We start from the raw sequence: 17222 nt of genomic DNA on the forward strand, positions 1-17222 counted from the left end.
ACGCCGATGAGCACCACACACCACTTCAAGCCCAGCCTGCCACCGCCAGCGATGTCGGTCGGCGCCATCGGCTGGCTGCGTGCCAACCTGTTCTCCAGCCCCTTCAACACCCTGCTCACGCTCGCCTCGATCTGGTTGCTCTGGCTGACGCTGCCACCGGTGCTGAACTGGGCCTTGTTCGACGCGACCTGGAGCGGCTCCAGCCGCAGCGACTGCAGCGCCGGCGGCGCATGCTGGGTCTTCATCCAGAGCCGCTTCAGCCAGTTCATGTACGGCTTCTACCCGGCGGAGCTGCGCTGGCGGGTCGACCTCACGGTGATCCTTGCCATCATCGGTGCCGCCCCACTGTTCTTCCGCGCGATGCCGAAGAAGTGGGTGTACGGAGTGGGCTACCTGCTCGTCTACCCCTGGCTGGCGTTCTGGCTGCTCTATGGCGGCCCCGGGCTCGACGTCGTCGAGACCAGCCAATGGGGCGGGCTGATGCTGACCCTGGTGATCGCGGTGGTCGGCATCGCCGGGGCGATGCCGATCGGAATCCTGCTCGCGCTCGGCCGGCGCTCGGAGATGCCGGCAATCCGGGTGATCTGTGTCACCTTCATCGAGTTCTGGCGCGGCGTGCCGCTCATCACCGTGCTGTTCATGTCCTCGGTGATGCTGCCCTTGTTCCTGCCCGAGCAGGTCAGCATCGACAAGCTGCTGCGCGCACTCATCGCGGTGACGCTGTTCGAGGCCGCCTACATCGCCGAAGTGGTGCGCGGCGGCCTGCAGGCCATCCCGAAGGGCCAGTACGAGGCCGGCCGGGCGCTCGGCCTCGGCTACTGGCGGCTGATGGGGCTGGTGATCCTGCCGCAGGCGCTGAAGCTGGTGATTCCGGGCATCGTCAACACCTTCATCGCGCTCTTCAAGGACACCAGCCTGGTCATCATCATCGGCCTGTTCGACCTCTTCAACAGCATCCATCAGGCCACGGTCGACCCCGCCTGGCTGGGCTTCTCGACCGAGGGCTACGTCTTCGCCGCTGCGGTGTACTGGATCTTCTGCTTCGGCATGTCGCGCTATTCGATGCATCTTGAACGACGCCTGCATACCGGACACAAACGATAGGACCGCCCCGTCATGACCGAAAAGACGAACACGCGCACCCCCGGCGAGGACATCATGATCCGCATGGAGGGCGTGAACAAGTGGTACGGCGAATTCCACGTCCTCAAGGACATCGACCTCGCCGTCAGGCAGGGCGAGCGCATCGTGCTGTGCGGGCCGTCCGGCTCGGGCAAGTCGACCACCATCCGCTGCATCAACCGCCTGGAGGAACACCAGAAGGGCCGCATCGTCGTCGACGGCGTCGAGCTGACCTCGGACCTCAAGCACATCGAGGCCATCCGCCGTGAGGTGGGCATGGTGTTCCAGCACTTCAACCTGTTCCCGCACCTCACCGTGCTGCAGAACTGCACGCTGGCGCCGATGTGGGTGCGCAACATGCCCAAGCGCGAAGCCGAAGAGGTGGCGATGCACTACCTCGAGCGCGTTCGCATCCCCGAGCAGGCCGGCAAGTACCCCGGCCAGCTCTCCGGCGGCCAGCAGCAGCGGGTCGCGATCGCGCGCGCGCTGTGCATGAAGCCCAAGATCATGCTGTTCGACGAACCCACCTCCGCGCTCGACCCGGAGATGGTGAAGGAGGTGCTCGACACCATGATCCAGCTCGCCGACAGCGGCATGACCATGCTGTGCGTGACGCATGAGATGGGCTTCGCGCGCACCGTGGCCGACCGCGTCATCTTCATGGACCGCGGCGAGATCATCGAACAGGCGCCGCCCGAGACCTTCTTCTCCAACCCGCAGAACGAGCGCACCAAGACCTTCCTAGGCCAGATCCTCAATCACTGAGCCGGACCAGCTATCGATCGACACCGGCAGCCCAACAAGAAGGCCGGCCCGGGTTACCCCGGCCGGCCTTCGCACATCCTTCGACGGATGCTGGCTTACTTCATGTCGGCGATCGCCTCGTAGGTGCTGCCGCTGACCTTGAAGAAGGCGTAGTTGCCCGGCACGTCGCCGGCGGCATCGAATTCGTGGTCGCCGGCGGCGCCCTTGTAGTCGATGTCCTTGCCTTCGGCGATCAGCTGCTTGGCCTTGGCCCACTCGCCGGCCATGATCGGCTCGCCCGGCGCCGACGCCACGGCGCGCAGCGACTCGGCGAGCTTGGCCTTGTCGCCACCGGCCTTCTCGATCGCGAGCGCAACCAGGAAGGCGGCGTCGTACGAGGTGGTGGTGAAGATCGCGTCGGGGTTGCCACCGGCGGCCGAGAACGCGGCGCGGAAGGCATCGAGCGAGGCCGAGGCCTCGCCCACCGGCGCCGAGGCGAAGAAGCCGCCCAGGTTCTGCTCGCCGAGCGAACGGATGACGGCCTCGGACTTCATGCCGTCGGCACCGATGAAGGTCTTGAAGAAGTTGTTCTCCAGGGCCTGGCGCAGGATGGTGAGACCGGTGCCATCGCCGTAGTCGAAGATGACCAGGGTGTCGGCACCGCCGCGGGCGAGCTGGGCAAGGTCGGAGCGGTAGGAAGCCTTGCCGTCCTCATGCCCGGAGTAGCCGGCGATGGTGCCGCCATTGGCTTCGTACTCGGCCTTGAAGGACTCGGCCAGGCCCTTGCCGTAGTCGTTGTTGAGGTAGGCCACCGCCACCTTGTCGATGCCGCGCGCCTTGAGGGTGCGCGCGAGTGCACGGCCCTGGTAGTCGTCGGACGGCACGGTACGATAGACGAGGTCCTTGTCGTTGATCTTGGTGATCTCGGGCGAGGTCCCCGAAGGCGTCACCATCAGCACGCCTGCCGGCACCGTGACCGAGTTGGCCGCGGCCAGCACCGCGCCCGAGCAGTGCGGACCGACGGTGGCGATGACGCGGTCGATGTTGACCGCCTTGGTGGCGGCGTCGGTGGCGTTCTGCGGGTTGCAGGCGCTGTCGCCGACCACGACATCGAGCTTGCCGCCGTTGAGGATGCCGCCCTGTTCGTTGACCTGGGCGATGGCCAGGCGCGAGGCGTCGAGCATGGACGGCGCCATTGCCGCGATCGGGCCCGAGATGCCGCCGAGCAGGCCGATCTTGACGTTCTGCGCGTGCGCGGGGCTTGCCAGCACGGCCGCACCGAGCAGCGAGCCGACGAGGGTTGCGAGCGTCTTCTTGTTCACTAGGGTCACCTCCAGAATGTGCCGGGGGCACGGGTTGTCTGAATGGGGCGCAGCGCGGCCCCGGTCAGGGAAGGGGTCACAGCAAAGCGGTCAGGCACCAGGGCCAGGCGGGCTTCATCGTCGGGACGATGCAGCACCAGCCTGGCGCTCGGGCAGGATGCCCTCCGGCCGGAAACGCAGCACCAGCTGCAGCGTCAGGCCGATGATGAACACGCGTGCGTACTTGGCCTGGATCGCTACCTCGGTGGGCAGACGGTCGGTGAGCAGTTCGGACACCGACCAGATGATCCAGATCGCCGCCGCGCCAAGGATGGCGCCGCGGTTGTTCCCGGAGCCGCCGAGGATGAGCATGATCCAGATCAGGAAGGTGGCAATCATCGGGTCGATCGCCTCGGGCGTGATCGAGCGATTGAAATGCACGAACAACGCGCCCGCCAGGCCCATCAGCGCCGAACCGAAGACGAAGGCCTGCAGGCGGCGGTCCGCCACCCGCTTGCCCATGGCAGCAGCGGCGTTCTCGTTATCGCGGATGGCCCGCATCATGCGGCCCCAGGGCGCATTGACCTGGCGCTCGACGAGCATGTAGGCAAGCAGCACCAGCACCACCACGATCGCCAGGAAGGCCAGCTGCGACTGCATGTAGGGCAGCTCGCCGAAGGGCCGCGGGATTCCGGTGATGCCGCGCACGCCGCCGGTGAGCCAACCTTCGGTACGGATCACCAGGCGAATGATCTCGGCGATGCCGATGGTGGCAATCGCCAGATAGTCGGAGCGGAAGCGCAGGCAGATCTTGCCGATCGGCCAGGCGATGGCGGCAGCGACAAGCATCGCTGCCACCCAGCCCAGCACCATCGGCAGCTCGAAGCCGCCCAGGCGGTGCGCGGCCGGCAGGCTGGTGAGGATGGCCGAAGTGTAGGCACCGATGGCGAAGAAACCGGCGATGCCGGCATTGAACAGGCCGGTGAAGCCCCACTGGATGTTGAGCCCGAGCGCGAGCAGGGCGTAGATGCCGATGAGGATGGCCATGAAGACCGCGTAGTTGGCGAGACCGAGCAGATCCATCAGAGCACCTTGCCGTTGAGCAGGCCGCGCGGGCGGACGAGCAGGATGAGCAACAGCAGCGCAAAGGCGGTTGCCGCCTTGTACTGCGCCGGCAGGATGAAGATCGACAGCTCCTCGGCGATGCCCACCACCAGGCCTCCGAGCACCGCGCCCTCGACCCGCCCCACCCCGCCGACGATGGCGGCGGCGAACATCGGTAGCAGCAGCTGCCAGCCCATCATCGAGTGCAGCTCGGTGTTGATGCCGAGCATGAAGCCCGAGGCCGCGCACAGCGCGCCGACGATGGCCCAGGTCAGCATCGTCACCTTGCGGTTGTCCACCCCGGACAGACGGGCCAGATCGGGGTTGTCGGACATCGCTCGCATCGCCTTGCCCCACTTGGAGTGACGCAGGAAGAGCGCGAGGCCGACCACGATCAGCACCACCGAGGCCAGGGTGTAGAGCTCACGCGGACGCAGCAGGATGCCGAAGTAGGAATCCGGTCGTACGATGCCGGTGGCGTAGGTCTTGGGATCCACGCCCCACACCACCTGCACCACCGAGCGCAGCATCAGCGCCACGCCCAGCGAGGCCATCACGGTAACGATCTTGGGCCGCGCCTTGAGGTAGTCGTAGAAGGCCTTGTCCACGCCGATGGCCACGACCGCGGTTGCCGCCATCGCCACCGGCAGCGCCGTCCATGGGTCCATGCCACCGGCGACGAGGGCGAGCGCGATGAAGGCGCCCAGCGTGGCCATGTCGCCATGGGCGAAGTGGGCGAAGCGCAGGATGCCGAACACCAGCGTGATGCCGATGGCGCCGACCGCGTAGATGGAGCCGAGGACGATGCCCGGCACCAGGTAGAAGTTGAGGAAATCGAGCAGGGGCATGATTCGTCCTGTCAGCCGCCGAGGAACATCTCGGCCACTTCACGATCGGCGAGCAGGGCCTGGCCCGTGCCCTCGTGGCGGTTGGCGCCGGTCGCCAGCACGTAGCCGCGGTCGCAGAAGGCCAGCGCCTGCTTGGCGTGCTGCTCGACCAGCAGGATGGACACGCCGGCGTCGCGTACGTCGCGGGTGATCTGGAAGATCTGCTCCATGTATTTGGGCGAGAGGCCGGCGGTGGGCTCGTCGAGCAGCAGCAGCTTGGGGTCGAGCATCAGCGCGCGCCCCATTGCCACCATCTGGCGCTGGCCGCCGGAGAGGTCCCCCGCCAGGTTCCTGCGTTTGGCCTTGAGGTCTGGGAAGAGGCCATAGACGCGGTCGTAGGCGGCCGAGAGGTCGCCCCCGCGCAGGAAGGCACCCATTTCGAAGTTCTCGTGCACCGTCATCTCGCGGAACACGTTGTCCACCTGCGGCACGTAGCACACCCCGCGCTGCACGATGCGGTTGGGCGCCCAGCCGGTGATGTCCTCGCCGTCGAACACGATCGCCCCGCCACGCACGTTGAGCAGCCCGAAGACGGCCTTCATGGCGGTGGATTTACCGGCCCCGTTGGGACCGACGATGACGACGATCTCGCGCTCGGCCACCGCGATCGACACGCCCTGCAGGATGTCGGCGTCGCCATAGCCGCCACGCACGTCCTTCATGTCGAGCAAGGGCATCACAGGTCCTCCTTGTGGAGTTCCTGCTCGCGCAGTTGCTCGACCTTGGGGTCGTGCTCGAACTCATTGCGCTCGATGGCCGAGGGCGTCTCGCCGAGATAGGCCTCGAGCACGCGGGCGTCCGAGCGCACGGTATGGAAGTCGCCCTGGATCAGCACCTTGCCTTCGGCCATGCACACCACCGGCTGGCACAGCTTCTCGATCATCTCCATGTCGTGCTCGATGAGGATGAAGGTGTAACCCCAGTCGCGGTTGAGGATGAGGATCTTCTCCTCGAGCTTGCGCAGCAGGGTGCGATTGACGCCCGCAGCAGGCTCGTCGAGCAGCACCAATTTGGCGTCGGTCATCATCGTGCGCCCCAGCTCGAGCAGCTTCTTCTGGCCGCCGGACAGGTTGCCCGCACGCTCGTCGGCGACATGGCTGAGTTCGAGGAAGGCGAGCGTCTCGTCTGCCTTGCGGCGCACGGCCTCCTCGACGCGCTGCACCTTGCCCCAGGACAGCCAGTTGGCGAACAGATCCTCCCCCGGTTGCGCGGGCGGCACCATCATCAGGTTCTCGCGCGCAGTGAGACGGCCGAACTCGTGCGGGATCTGGAAGGTACGCACCAGGCCCTTGTGGAAGAGCGCGTCGGTCGACAGCGGGGTGACATCCTCGCCCAGGAAGCGGATCGTGCCGGCCGTGGGCTGCAAGGCGCCGGCGATGAGGTTGAACAGGGTCGTCTTGCCAGCGCCATTGGGGCCGATGAGACCAAGGATCTCGCCCTCGTTCACCCTCATCGTACAGCCGTCGACGGCACGAAAGCCGCCGAAGGCTTTGACCAACCCATCCACTTCAAGCATAAGCATTCCTTGCTTGCGCGTAGCTCGCCCCGATGGGGCGGCGAAGGGCCGCTGCGACTGCTCACGCTGGTCACGACGGCAAAGTCTTTTTACCATCCAGTTACGATTCACGACTCTACAACAAGCCCCAGGGGGCGAGAAGTCAGGGCCAACCGCAAGAGGATGCCGCTGCCAGACCCGTGCATCCGCACGCCCCACGCCCCTGAACGCTGGCCACCTCGATGCCGCTTCCATTCTTGCCGACCGCCATGCGCACCACCACCACGGGCAAGCCCGGCGCATGCCGCCCCCTTGCGACCTGCCTGCGCCCACCGCGGAGTCGCGACGCATGAGCCTGCTGCACGCGTGCAAGGTCAGCAAGCGCTACGGCGGCCTGCAAGCGCTGGACGACATCTCGTTCGAAGTCGAACAGGGTGAGATCTTCGGGCTGATCGGCCCCAACGGCGCAGGCAAGACCACCCTGTTCAACCTGCTCACCGGCAGTGAACGTGCCGACAATGGCCACTTCATGCTTGGCGGCGAGCGCCTGCCTGCAGGCCCGCCGCATGCCGTTGCACGCTGCGGCATCGCCCGCAGCTTCCAGAACACCCGCCTGTTCCGCGAGCTGAGCGTGCTCGAGAACGCCATGGTCGCCGCCGACGCCCGAGCGCGCACCGGGTTATGGGCCACTCTGGCGGGGACGCGCGCGGCGCGTGCCGAGGAGGCGGCCTGCCGCGCCAGCGCCCTGCGCTGGCTCGACTATGTGGGCATCGCGCACCTTGCCGACGCCGCTGCCGGCACGCTGTCCTATGGCGACCAACGCCGGCTGGAGATCGCCCGTGCGCTCGCCGGCCAGCCACGCCTGCTCGCGCTCGATGAACCCGCAGCGGGCATGAACGCCACCGAGACGGGCGTACTGAAACGCCTGCTCGAACGCATCAGGGCCGACGGCGTCACCATCGTCCTGATCGAGCATGACATGAGCCTGGTCATGGCAGCGTGCGACCGCATTGCCGTACTCGACTTCGGTCGGCTGATCGCGCAAGGCACACCCGCAGCGGTGCGGCACGACCCCGTCGTAATTGCCGCCTACCTGGGAGGCAGTCATGCAAGGTGACCGCGCGCTGCTGCAGGTCGACGCGCTGACCGTCGCCTACGGCGGCATAGAGGCGGTGAAAGGGGTCTCATTCACCATCGGCGAAGGCGATCGCCACTGCCTGATCGGCGCCAATGGCGCGGGCAAGAGTTCCACCCTGGCCGCCATTGCCGGGGCCACGCCGCTGGCTGCAGGGAGGCTGCGCTTTGCGGGCGAAGACATAGACAAGCTGGAAGCCCATGCGCGCGTGCGCCGCGGCATCGCCCTGGTGCCCGAGGGGAGAGGGCTGTTCGCGCGCCTGACGGTGGCCGAGAACCTGCGCCTGGGCGCCTATGCGCGTAACGATCGCCACGGCATCGAGGCCGACCTCGACAAGGTCTTCACCATGCTGCCGCGGATTCACGAGCGCCTGCACCAGACCGCCGGCACACTCTCCGGCGGCGAGCAGCAGATGCTCGCCATCGCCCGTGCACTCATGTCGCGCCCGCGCCTGCTGCTGCTCGACGAGCCTTCAATGGGGCTGGCGCCACGCATCGTCGACACCGTGTTCGAGGTGCTGGACTCGGTGTCGACAGCCGGACTGGGGATCCTGCTCGTCGAGCAGAATGCCCGCCTCGCGCTCGAATTCGCCGCGCAGGGGCACGTGATGGAGAACGGCCGCATCGTCCTCAGCGGGCGCAGCCCGTCCCTGCTCGAGGACACGCGCGTACGTCGCGCCTACCTCGGCGGCGACTAGTGCAGGACGTGGATGCGCCGCGACCCGCATCCGTTGTTCAGAATATAATCCTTCACCCACGGAGCCGGAGCCCTGCACATGCAACACATCACGCCGAAGGAAGCCCATGCGCTGCTGCAGTCCAGGCCGGACGCACTGCTCATCGACGTCCGCAGCGAGATCGAATACCTCTTCGTCGGCCATCCGGTGGGCGCCATCCATGTGTCGTGGAACGACGGCCCGGACTGGGAGGTGAATCCGAACTTCGTGGGCGAGGTCAAGAAACTCGCCGGCAACGGCGGCCACCGCCCGATCCTGCTCATCTGCCGCTCCGGCAATCGCTCAGAAGTCGCGGGCGAGGCGCTCGAACAGGCGGGCTTCACCACCGTCTACAACGTCAGCCATGGCTTCGAAGGCGAACTCGACGCCAACCACCACCGCAACTCGGTCAATGGCTGGCGCTTCGATGGCCTGCCCTGGGCGCAGTGCTGAGCGCACGGCCCGCACTCACGGCGTCGCCTGGCGCCTCCGCCACATCCACAGCAGCCAGCACGACACACCGAGCCCCACGAACAGCGCCATGCCTGTGGCAAGACTGAGCGTACTCGTCCACAGCAATGGCGCCACCACGCCCGCCAGCAGCGCATTGATGCCGATCTGCATGAAGCTCTGGCAGCTCGACGCCATGCCGCGACGCGCCGGAAACAGATCCAGGGCGAGGATGTTCAGTGTCGGCGTGGCAATCGACATGCCGCAGCAATAGAGGCCGACCGCAAGCACGATCCAACGCTCCGCCCCAGGCAAGCCCGCGGACACGAGCAGGTTTGCCAGCACGGCCACGAACATGAGGGCAAACCCCGCCCCAACGGTGCGCCCCGGCCGCCAGACCCCGGCCATGCGCTCCGAGAGCAGCGAGCCGAGCATCATCCCGCCCACTGCGGGGCCGAACAGCCAGATGAACCCCGTCGTACCCAGGCCAAGGTGCTCAAGGATGAACACGGGCGCGGACATGACGTAGAGGAAAAAGCCGCAGAAATTGAGTGCGGCAGTCAAGCCGAGCAGCACGAAGGCCGGGCTGCCGAAGACCGCCCGGTAGCCGCGCAACAGTTGCGCCGGGTGCAGCGACTGGCGCTCCGCCACCGGCAAGGTCTCGGGCAGCAGGCGCCAGGTCGCCAGCGTGAGCGCGATACCGAACACGGCCAGGAAGATGAAGATCGAGCGCCAGCCGGCGAGCGCAAGGAGGGCAGCGCCCACCAAAGGCGCGATCGCCGGCGCAAGGGCGAAGATGAGCATCACCCTCGCCATCAGACGTTGCGCCTGCGCCCCCTCATGAACATCGCGCACCACGGCACGGCCCACGACAACGCCAGCGCCGCCGCATACGCCCTGCAGGACGCGCCCCAGCCACAGCCACTCGATGCTGGGCGCGACGGCACACAGTATCGAGGCCAGGGCGAACACCGCGGTCAGCACGAGCAGCACATGCCGGCGCCCATAGCGGTCGGCCAGCGCACCGTGCCACAGCACCATGCCCGCCAGCCCCAGCATGTAGGCGCTCAGGGTCTGCTGAACCTGGATCGCTGTCGCCTCGAGATCGGCGCCGATCCGCGGAAAGGCAGGCAGGTAGGTGTCGATCGAAAATGGGCCGATCGCGGACAATGCCGCGAGCAGCCAGGGCAACCAGAGTGCGTTGGCAGGCATGGAAGGAGTCAGCCGGATGCGGGAAGGAGGCACACAGCCCGTGTGAGGCGGTGCGCGTACGGCATCCAGGTCGGTTCGGGAACAAGGACACCAGCTTAACCCAGTGCGGGGGCGGGCGCCCGCAATCAGCGCCCATCGACGCTGCGCCGGTACTGGATGGCCTCGGCCACCTGCGCGGATCCGGGCTGAGCCAGGCCAGCCAGGTCGGCGAGCGTGCGCGCGACGCGCAGGATGCGGTGATAGGCACGTGCGGACAGGTTGAGGCGGCTCATTGCCTGCTTGAGCAGGCTCGCCCCGGCGGCGTCCGGTGTGCACCAGCGCTCCACCTGCCCCGGTTCGAGGCGGGCATTGACCGTGCCCTGGCGTTCGAACTGACGCGAGCGCGCCGTCGCCACGCGTGCGCGCACCGCGGCCGAATCCTCCCCCGGGCTGGCGCTGGCAAGCTCATCGTGCGCGATCGCAGGCACTTCAACGCTGAGGTCGATGCGGTCGAGCAGCGGGCCGGAGATGCGCGCGCGATAGCGCGCCACCTGCTCAGGCGTACACACGCAGGCGCGATGCGGATGGCCGGCATAGCCGCAGGGGCACGGATTCATCGCGGCCACGAGCTGAAAGCGGGCCGGAAACTCAGCGCGCTTGCGCGCACGCGACACCGTCACCGTGCCGCTCTCGAGCGGCTCGCGCAAAGCCTCGAGCACACGGCGATCGAACTCCGGCAGCTCATCGAGGAAGAGCACGCCGTGGTTTGCCAGCGAGATCTCGCCTGGCCGCGGCATCGCCCCACCGCCAACGAGCGCGGCAGCCGATGCGGTGTGGTGGGGCGCCCTGAAGGGCCGCTGGCGCCAGCGCGCGGGATCGAAGCTCCCTTCGAGCGAGAACAGCGCGGCGCTCTCGACCGCCTCCGCCTCGGTCATCACCGGCAACAGCCCCGGCAGACGCTGAGCGAGCATCGACTTGCCCGTGCCGGGCGGGCCGAAAAGCAGGATCGAGTGCGCACCTGCTGCTGCCACCTCAAGCGCGCGACGCGCCTGCAACTGACCACGCACGTCGGCGAGGTCGGGCATGCCGTCGCGTAACGCTGTCTCGGGAGGCCGTGATGCCGCACGCTGCAGCACGGTATGGCCATTGAGGTGAGCGCACACCTCAAGCAGGCTGGCAGCCCCCAGCACGAAGGCATCCTGGGCGAGCACGGCCTCGGCAGCATTGTCGGCCGGCAGCACCAGCTTACGGCGCGCACGTGCTGCGGCCAGCGCCACCGCCAGCACGCCACGCACCCCGCGCAGGCCGCCGGTCAGCGACAGCTCGCCACAGAACTCGATGCCGTCAAGGCTCCCATCAGCCACCTGACCGGACGCGGCCAGGATGCCAACGGCAATGGCGAGATCGAAGCGCCCGCCCTCCTTTGGCAGGTCGGCAGGCGCGAGATTGACGGTGATCCGGCGTTGTGGGAATTCGAACTGCGAGGTCTGGATCGCGGCGCGCACACGATCACGCGCCTCGCGCACCTCGGTATCGGGCAGACCGACGAGGTTGAATGCCGGCAGGCCGTTGGCCAGGTGCACCTCGACCATGACCTCGTGGGCTTCGAGGCCGTCGAGCGCTCGACTGCGCACCAGCGCAAGGGACATGCGGTTCTCCGGACTGGACGGAGCGCCAGTCTAGCGGAGAAGCAAAAAATGACAAAAAACTATTCCAGACAGATCGATCCGGAGTGTGGTCAAACGCTGCGGTCAGCCTCTGCGGCAAGCAGACGCTCGAGCTCTGCCACCCGCTGTTCAAGTTCGGCGAGCTTCTGGCGGCTGTGGGCGAGCATCTCGCGCTGCACCTCGAACTCCTCCCGCGTCACCAGTTCCAGCTTGCCGAACGCGCTGCCGATGAGCGCCTTGGCGTTCTTCTCGATGTCGCGAACCGGGCTGTTGGCGGCGAGCTCGGAGAGCTTGGCGCCGATTTCGTCAAGGATGCGGGGAGTGCTCATGGTGGCCTGCCTGAAACGTGAGGAATGGCGCGAAGTCTAGCACGCCGCCCGCGATGCACCAGAAGCTGGCAGTCACGACCCGGCTCGACGCACCAAGTCGGTGCATACCGAGCCATTCTCGTGCATGAATCCGTGCGGCAGCGCAGCAGAACAACGGCTGCGCCCCCCCAATCATCCTGATAACTTCATATTTAACAATCACTTCAATTTGCTGGCACACGCCGTGCTTTGGGATCAGCGTCAAAACCCGAAACCCGCTCAGGAGTTCATCATGCGCAAGTCCCTTCTCACCACCGCCCTTCTTGCCGCACTGCCCTTCGCAGGCGTCGCCCATGCCGGCGACGGCCCCATCAGCGCCAACCTGACCATCACCACGGACTACGTCTTCCGCGGCATCACCCAGTCGCAGGGCAAGCCTGCACTGCAGGGCGGCTTCGACTACGCGCACGAGAGCGGGCTCTACATCGGCACCTGGGGCTCGAACGTCGGTTGGGTCGACGACATCGCCAAGACCAACAACAGCCTCGAGCTCGACCTCTACGTCGGCTATGCGGGCGAAGCAGGCCCCTTGTCTTACGACGTCGGCGTGATCCAGTACTACTACCCGGGCGACAAGATCGCCGGCACGCCGTCGCCGGACTCGACCGAGGTCTACCTGTCGCTGGGCTGGCAGTTCCTCGAGCTGAAGTACTCGCACGCCGTCTCCAAGCACCTGTTCGGGTGGACGGGCACGAATGGCGAGAAGACCCGCAACAGCAACTATCTGGAGCTCAACGCCGAGTACGAGGTCGCCCCGACCTGGACCTTGTCGGCGCACGTCGGCCACCAGCGCATCCGCAAGAACAGCGATGCGACCTATACCGACTGGGGCCTGGGCATCAGCAAGGACGTCGGCTTCGGCACCGTTGCATTCAGCTATTCGGACTCCGACGCCAATGGCAGCTGCGCACTTGGTCAGCCCTACTGCTTCGGCAGCAATGGCAAGAACGCGGCCGGCGACCGCTACGTGCTGTCCTTCACGAAGGAATTCTGATCCCTCGCGGCCCGGACACCCGCTTCCGGGCCGTTTGCGAGAACCATGACAGAGGCAAGCCCCATGAAACTCATCGCTGCCATCATCAAGCCGTTCAAGCTCGACGAAGTGCGCGAAGCACTCTCGGCCATCGGCGTGCAAGGCATCACGGTCACCGAGGTCAAGGGCTTCGGCCGCCAGAAGGGCCACACCGAGCTCTACCGTGGCGCCGAGTACGTCGTCGACTTCCTGCCCAAGGTCAAGGTCGAGGTCGCGGTTACCGACGACATCCTCGACCAGGTGCTGGAAGCCATCGAGAAGTCCGCCGCCACCGGCAAGATCGGCGACGGCAAGATCTTCGTCTTCGATCTCGAACAGGCCATTCGCATCCGCACCGGCGAGTCCGGCACAGATGCGCTCTAAGGGAGAACATGCAATGAAGCGAATCCTGACCCCCCTGCTGGTGGCCACGACCGCCAGCCTTGCCGGCCCCGCGGTGGCCAGCGAATCAGAGGTACTCAAGCACGTCTTCGAGCTGCAGTACGCCATGGACACCTTCTACTTCCTGGTGTGCGGCGCCCTCGTGATGTGGATGGCAGCGGGTTTTTCGATGCTCGAGGCCGGCCTGGTGCGCTCGAAGAACACCGTCGAGATCCTCACCAAGAACGTCGCCCTGTTCGCCATCTCCTGCATCATGTACCTGATCTGCGGCTACGCGATCATGTATGGCGGCGGCATCTTCCTGTCAGGTATCGACGGCGGTGACAAGCTCGTCGATGAAGCCTTCCAGGCCTTCGCAGAACGCGAGGACGGCTTCGGCGGCGACTCGATCTACTCCGGCGCGTCCGACTTCTTCTTCCAGGTCGTGTTCGTCGCCACCGCGATGTCGATCGTCTCCGGCGCCGTTGCCGAACGCATGAAGCTGTGGGCCTTCCTGGCCTTCGCGATCGTCATGACCGGCTTCATCTACCCGATGGAAGGCTCCTGGACCTGGGGCGAGAATGACGTCCTCGGCCTGTACAACCTGGGCGACCTCGGCTTCTCGGACTTCGCCGGCTCGGGCATCGTGCATATGGCCGGTGCGGCTGCCGCGCTCGCCGGTGTGATGCTGCTCGGCGCCCGCAAGGGCAAGTACGGCCCCAACGGCGAGGTACGCGCCATCCCCGGCGCCAACCTGCCGCTGGCCACGCTCGGCACCTTCATCCTGTGGATGGGCTGGTTCGGCTTCAACGGCGGTTCGGTGCTGAAGCTGGGCGACATCGCCAACGCCAACTCGGTGGCCATGGTGTTCCTCAACACCAACACTGCCGCAGCCGGTGGTGCGGTAGCCGCACTGATCGTCTCCAAGCTGATGTTCGGCAAGGGTGACTTGACCATGCTGCTCAACGGCGCGCTCGCCGGCCTGGTGGTGATCACCGCCGAGCCTTCGACCCCGACCCCGCTGGTGGCAACCCTGTTCGGCGCCGCAGGCGGCGTGCTGGTGGTGCTGTCGATCACCTTCCTCGACAAGCTCAAGATCGACGACCCCGTCGGTGCCATCTCGGTGCACGGCAGCTGCGGCCTGCTCGGTCTGCTGCTGGTGCCGGTCACCAACGGCGATGTCAGCTTCATCGGCCAGATCGTCGGTGCCCTGACCATCTTCGTGTGGGTCTTCGTGTGCAGCCTGATCGTGTGGAGCGTGCTCAAGGCGGTGATGGGTATTCGCGTCACGGCCGAGGAAGAGTACGAAGGCACCGACCTCACCGAGTGCGGTCAGGAAGCCTACCCCGAGTTCGTGACGAAGTAAGCATCAGCCAGCAAGCCTCACCCGGCAGGCGTCGCCTGCCGGCTCGCAAACCGCAGGGCGGGGCGCTACGGCGCCCCGCCCGCGCACCGGAGAAGACCATGAAGTTCATCACCGCGATCATCAAGCCCTTCAAGCTCGACGAAGTCCGCGAAGCACTGTCGGCCATCGGCGTGCAGGGCATCACCGTCACCGAGGTCAAGGGTTTCGGCCGCCAGAAGGGCCATACCGAGCTCTACCGTGGCGCCGAGTACGTCGTCGACTTCCTGCCCAAGGTGAAGGTCGAGGCAGCAGTCGACGACAACGTGCTCGACCAGGCTCTGGAAGCCATCGAGAAGTCCGCTGCCACCGGCAAGATCGGCGACGGCAAGATCTTTGTCTTCGATCTCGAGCAGGTCATCCGCATCCGCACCGGCGAGACCGGTACCGATGCCCTGTAAGCGAGCACACCCAAAATGAAAACAATCCATACGCTGCTGTCTGCAAGCCTTCTTGTCGGCCTGCCCGCCGTCTCCGGCGGCGCCCTCGCCCAGGAGGCGGCCGAAGCCGCCGTCGAGGTGCACAAGGGCGATGTCGCCTGGATCATGACCGCGACGCTTCTCGTGCTGATGATGGCCCTGCCCGGCCTGGCGCTGTTCTATGGCGGCCTGGTGCGCGCAAAGAACATGCTGTCGGTGCTGATGCAGGTGATGACCGTGTTCTCGCTCAACGCACTGCTGTTCGCCGTCTATGGCTACAGCCTGGCCTTCACCGAGGGCACCCCCTTCATCGGCTCGCTCGACAAGGTCTTCCTGTCCGGCGTCACCATCGACTCGCTCGCCGACACCTTCACCGACAACGTGAAGCTGCCCGAATTCGCTTTCATCGCCTTCCAGGCCACCTTTGCCGGCATCACCGGCGCACTCGTCGTCGGCGCCTTCGCCGAGCGCATGAAGTTCTCGGCGGTGCTGATCTTCTCGGTGATCTGGTTCACCTTCTGCTACCTGCCGATCTGCCACATGGTGTGGGGTCCGGGCGGCTACCTCCTGGAGGACGGTGCGCTCGACTTTGCCGGCGGCACGGTGGTGCACATCAACGCCGGTATCGCTGGCCTGGTGGGCGCCTACATGGTCGGCAAGCGCATCGGCTTCGGTCGCGAATCGATGGCACCGCACAGCCTGACGCTGACGATGGTCGGCGCTTCGCTGCTGTGGGTGGGCTGGTTCGGCTTCAATGCCGGCTCCAACCTCGAGGCCACCTCGGGCGCGGCGCTCGCCTTCATCAACACCTTGTTCGCCACCGCCGCCGCGGTGCTGGCGTGGTCGCTGGCCGAGGCCCTGCTCAAGGGCAAGCCCTCGATGCTGGGCGCGGCCTCGGGCGCGGTCGCCGGCCTGGTCGCCATCACCCCGGCCTGCGGCTCGGTGGGTCCGATGGGCGCGATCGTGATCGGCACGCTGTCCGGCTTCATCTGCCTGTGGGGCGTCAATGGCCTCAAGCACATGCTGGGTGCCGATGACGCCCTCGACGTGTTTGGCGTGCATGGCGTGGGCGGCATCGTCGGCGCGATTCTCACCGGCGTGTTCGCTGCGCCCGCCCTGGGCGGCACCGGCGGCGAGGACTTCGCCATGGGCGCCCAGGTGTGGATCCAGACCTGGAGCGTGATCGTCACCATCGTGTGGTCGGCAGTGGTCGCCTTCATCGCCTACAAGATCGCGGACATCCTGGTCGGCCTGCGCGTGCCCGAAGAAGAGGAGCGCGAGGGCCTGGACATCACGGCGCACGGGGAGTCCGCTTATCGCAGTTGAGCCGCAAGGCCGAGCACTTCACCTGCGGGACCGCTCTCCTCCGGTCCTGTTTCGAGCGGCGCCCTGCGGGGCGCCGCTTTTTTCCTCCCCCTGCACTCGCCGAGTTGCCGGCTGCGACACCCGGCATGCGCAAGGTACACCTCGATGCGGGCAGATCCCGGCGTGGTGCAGACGCCAGCCGGCACCATGCTCGAGCACGATGCACCAAATCAGTGCATCCAGTATTGATCTGGACCGATGTTAGCCACGAAACGCCCCGCAAACACAGGGCATTGGGAGCTGGCACGATCCTCGCTTTATGTTGACCATGCAGGAGCGGCGCCTAAGCACGGACGTCGCACAGCACAATCTGGAATGGATGACTAGGGTTCCGGCCCGCGCGAGCGGGTGGCTGGTCCGAGAGTCATCGACCTCTGGCGAGGTTACACGGCGGGATAAAAGCCCGGGAGAACGCACCGTCACCGGTGATGTGCCGCTCCCGCCCGACCCGATAACCGCACGGA

Annotated in this window: 18 protein-coding genes and 1 riboswitch; of the genes, 10 read left to right on the forward strand and 8 right to left on the reverse strand. The window is 66.4% G+C overall.

Annotated features, from left to right (window positions below; translation table 11 throughout):
• Window positions 1-6 precede the first annotated feature (6 nt).
• Together B447_RS06620 and B447_RS06625 are read left to right on the forward strand one after the other, a co-directional pair.
• On the forward strand, window positions 7-1104 hold the full coding sequence (locus tag B447_RS06620) for an amino acid ABC transporter permease (RefSeq protein ID WP_002928785.1): 1098 nt from the start codon (window positions 7-9) through the stop codon (window positions 1102-1104).
• A 54-nt stretch (window positions 1105-1158) separates the two neighbouring features.
• Complete coding sequence (locus B447_RS06625) at window positions 1159-1887, forward strand: amino acid ABC transporter ATP-binding protein (RefSeq protein ID WP_002928783.1); 729 nt, start codon at window positions 1159-1161, stop codon at window positions 1885-1887.
• Window positions 1888-1982: 95 nt separating this feature from the next.
• Here the strand turns inward: B447_RS06625 and B447_RS06630 are convergent, their stop codons facing one another.
• From B447_RS06630 to B447_RS06650, 5 genes are all read right to left on the reverse strand, one after another.
• A complete protein-coding gene (locus B447_RS06630) occupies window positions 1983-3188 on the reverse strand; it encodes an ABC transporter substrate-binding protein (RefSeq protein WP_002928780.1) in 1206 nt (401 codons plus the stop codon).
• 114 nt (window positions 3189-3302) lie between these two features.
• Window positions 3303-4250, reverse strand: coding sequence for a branched-chain amino acid ABC transporter permease (locus tag B447_RS06635; RefSeq protein WP_002937937.1), 948 nt, complete (start codon window positions 4248-4250; stop codon window positions 3303-3305).
• Window positions 4250-5119, reverse strand: a complete 870-nt coding sequence (locus tag B447_RS06640) for a branched-chain amino acid ABC transporter permease (RefSeq protein ID WP_002937940.1) — start codon at window positions 5117-5119, stop codon at window positions 4250-4252. The genes B447_RS06635 and B447_RS06640 overlap by 1 nt, the downstream gene beginning before the upstream one ends.
• Window positions 5120-5130: 11 nt before the next feature.
• On the reverse strand, window positions 5131-5835 hold the full coding sequence (locus B447_RS06645) for an ABC transporter ATP-binding protein (protein ID WP_002937942.1): 705 nt from the start codon (window positions 5833-5835) through the stop codon (window positions 5131-5133).
• On the reverse strand, window positions 5835-6680 hold the full coding sequence (locus B447_RS06650) for an ABC transporter ATP-binding protein (RefSeq protein WP_232431560.1): 846 nt from the start codon (window positions 6678-6680) through the stop codon (window positions 5835-5837). The genes B447_RS06645 and B447_RS06650 overlap by 1 nt, the downstream gene beginning before the upstream one ends.
• 322 nt (window positions 6681-7002) lie before the next feature.
• On the opposite strand from B447_RS06650, the gene B447_RS06655 reads away from it, so the two are divergent.
• The 3 genes from B447_RS06655 (at window position 7003) to B447_RS06665 (ending at window position 8956) form a co-directional block, all read left to right on the forward strand.
• Complete coding sequence (locus B447_RS06655) at window positions 7003-7770, forward strand: ABC transporter ATP-binding protein (protein WP_002937946.1); 768 nt, start codon at window positions 7003-7005, stop codon at window positions 7768-7770.
• Window positions 7760-8485, forward strand: a complete 726-nt coding sequence (locus tag B447_RS06660; RefSeq protein ID WP_002937950.1) for an ABC transporter ATP-binding protein — start codon at window positions 7760-7762, stop codon at window positions 8483-8485. The genes B447_RS06655 and B447_RS06660 overlap by 11 nt, the downstream gene beginning before the upstream one ends.
• A gap of 78 nt (window positions 8486-8563) precedes the next feature.
• Window positions 8564-8956 carry a rhodanese-like domain-containing protein gene (locus B447_RS06665; protein WP_002928773.1) on the forward strand — a complete coding sequence of 131 codons (393 nt, stop codon included), beginning with the start codon at window positions 8564-8566 and terminating at the stop codon, window positions 8954-8956.
• 15 nt (window positions 8957-8971) lie between these two features.
• Here the strand turns inward: B447_RS06665 and B447_RS06670 are convergent, their stop codons facing one another.
• The 3 genes from B447_RS06670 to B447_RS06680 all read right to left on the reverse strand — a co-directional run bounded on the left by B447_RS06670 (window position 8972) and on the right by B447_RS06680 (window position 12140).
• Window positions 8972-10165 carry a multidrug effflux MFS transporter gene (locus B447_RS06670; protein WP_002937953.1) on the reverse strand — a complete coding sequence of 398 codons (1194 nt, stop codon included), beginning with the start codon at window positions 10163-10165 and terminating at the stop codon, window positions 8972-8974.
• A gap of 125 nt (window positions 10166-10290) precedes the next feature.
• Entirely contained in the window at window positions 10291-11793 is a 1503-nt protein-coding gene (locus B447_RS06675; RefSeq protein ID WP_002928771.1) for a YifB family Mg chelatase-like AAA ATPase, read from the reverse strand.
• Between the two features lie 89 nt (window positions 11794-11882).
• Window positions 11883-12140: an accessory factor UbiK family protein gene (locus B447_RS06680; protein WP_002928770.1), complete on the reverse strand. Its 258-nt coding sequence runs from the start codon at window positions 12138-12140 to the stop codon at window positions 11883-11885.
• 271 nt (window positions 12141-12411) lie between these two features.
• On the opposite strand from B447_RS06680, the gene B447_RS06685 reads away from it, so the two are divergent.
• From B447_RS06685 to B447_RS06705, 5 genes are all read left to right on the forward strand, one after another.
• Window positions 12412-13173, forward strand: a complete 762-nt coding sequence (locus B447_RS06685) for a TorF family putative porin (protein WP_002928768.1) — start codon at window positions 12412-12414, stop codon at window positions 13171-13173.
• 63 nt (window positions 13174-13236) lie between these two features.
• The gene (gene glnK / locus B447_RS06690) at window positions 13237-13575 is read left to right on the forward strand and encodes a P-II family nitrogen regulator (RefSeq protein WP_002928762.1); all 339 of its coding nucleotides are present in this window, start codon (window positions 13237-13239) and stop codon (window positions 13573-13575) included.
• 13 nt (window positions 13576-13588) lie between these two features.
• Window positions 13589-14938 carry an ammonium transporter gene (locus B447_RS06695; protein ID WP_002928761.1) on the forward strand — a complete coding sequence of 450 codons (1350 nt, stop codon included), beginning with the start codon at window positions 13589-13591 and terminating at the stop codon, window positions 14936-14938.
• Between the two features lie 98 nt (window positions 14939-15036).
• Window positions 15037-15375 (forward strand): P-II family nitrogen regulator, encoded by a 339-nt coding sequence (gene glnK, locus B447_RS06700; RefSeq protein ID WP_002928757.1) that lies wholly within the window; start codon window positions 15037-15039, stop codon window positions 15373-15375.
• 117 nt (window positions 15376-15492) lie between these two features.
• Window positions 15493-16719: an ammonium transporter gene (locus tag B447_RS06705; protein WP_002928755.1), complete on the forward strand. Its 1227-nt coding sequence runs from the start codon at window positions 15493-15495 to the stop codon at window positions 16717-16719.
• Between the two features lie 351 nt (window positions 16720-17070).
• Window positions 17071-17170, forward strand: a riboswitch (guanidine-I (ykkC/yxkD leader).
• Window positions 17171-17222: the final 52 nt, after the last annotated feature.

It is taken from the genome of Thauera sp. 27, from assembly GCF_000310125.2.
In the GTDB taxonomy this organism is placed as follows: Bacteria; Pseudomonadota; Gammaproteobacteria; order Burkholderiales; family Rhodocyclaceae; genus Thauera; species Thauera mechernichensis.

Bases quoted from the DNA above. Each gene is read 5' to 3' on its own strand.
- B447_RS06620 (WP_002928785.1), top strand. From the start codon at position 7: ATGAGCACCACACACCACTTCAAGCCCAGCCTGCCACCGCCAGCGATG.
- B447_RS06625 (WP_002928783.1), top strand. From the start codon at position 1,159: ATGATCCGCATGGAGGGCGTGAACAAGTGGTACGGCGAATTCCACGTC.
- B447_RS06635 (WP_002937937.1), bottom strand. From the start codon at position 4,250: ATGGATCTGCTCGGTCTCGCCAACTACGCGGTCTTCATGGCCATCCTC.
- B447_RS06640 (WP_002937940.1), bottom strand. From the start codon at position 5,119: ATGCCCCTGCTCGATTTCCTCAACTTCTACCTGGTGCCGGGCATCGTC.
- B447_RS06645 (WP_002937942.1), bottom strand. From the start codon at position 5,835: ATGCCCTTGCTCGACATGAAGGACGTGCGTGGCGGCTATGGCGACGCC.
- B447_RS06650 (WP_232431560.1), bottom strand. From the start codon at position 6,680: ATGCTTATGCTTGAAGTGGATGGGTTGGTCAAAGCCTTCGGCGGCTTT.
- B447_RS06655 (WP_002937946.1), top strand. From the start codon at position 7,003: ATGAGCCTGCTGCACGCGTGCAAGGTCAGCAAGCGCTACGGCGGCCTG.
- B447_RS06660 (WP_002937950.1), top strand. From the start codon at position 7,760: ATGCAAGGTGACCGCGCGCTGCTGCAGGTCGACGCGCTGACCGTCGCC.
- B447_RS06665 (WP_002928773.1), top strand. From the start codon at position 8,564: ATGCAACACATCACGCCGAAGGAAGCCCATGCGCTGCTGCAGTCCAGG.
- B447_RS06670 (WP_002937953.1), bottom strand. From the start codon at position 10,165: ATGCCTGCCAACGCACTCTGGTTGCCCTGGCTGCTCGCGGCATTGTCC.
- B447_RS06675 (WP_002928771.1), bottom strand. From the start codon at position 11,793: ATGTCCCTTGCGCTGGTGCGCAGTCGAGCGCTCGACGGCCTCGAAGCC.
- B447_RS06680 (WP_002928770.1), bottom strand. From the start codon at position 12,140: ATGAGCACTCCCCGCATCCTTGACGAAATCGGCGCCAAGCTCTCCGAG.
- B447_RS06685 (WP_002928768.1), top strand. From the start codon at position 12,412: ATGCGCAAGTCCCTTCTCACCACCGCCCTTCTTGCCGCACTGCCCTTC.
- glnK (WP_002928762.1), top strand. From the start codon at position 13,237: ATGAAACTCATCGCTGCCATCATCAAGCCGTTCAAGCTCGACGAAGTG.
- B447_RS06695 (WP_002928761.1), top strand. From the start codon at position 13,589: ATGAAGCGAATCCTGACCCCCCTGCTGGTGGCCACGACCGCCAGCCTT.
- glnK (WP_002928757.1), top strand. From the start codon at position 15,037: ATGAAGTTCATCACCGCGATCATCAAGCCCTTCAAGCTCGACGAAGTC.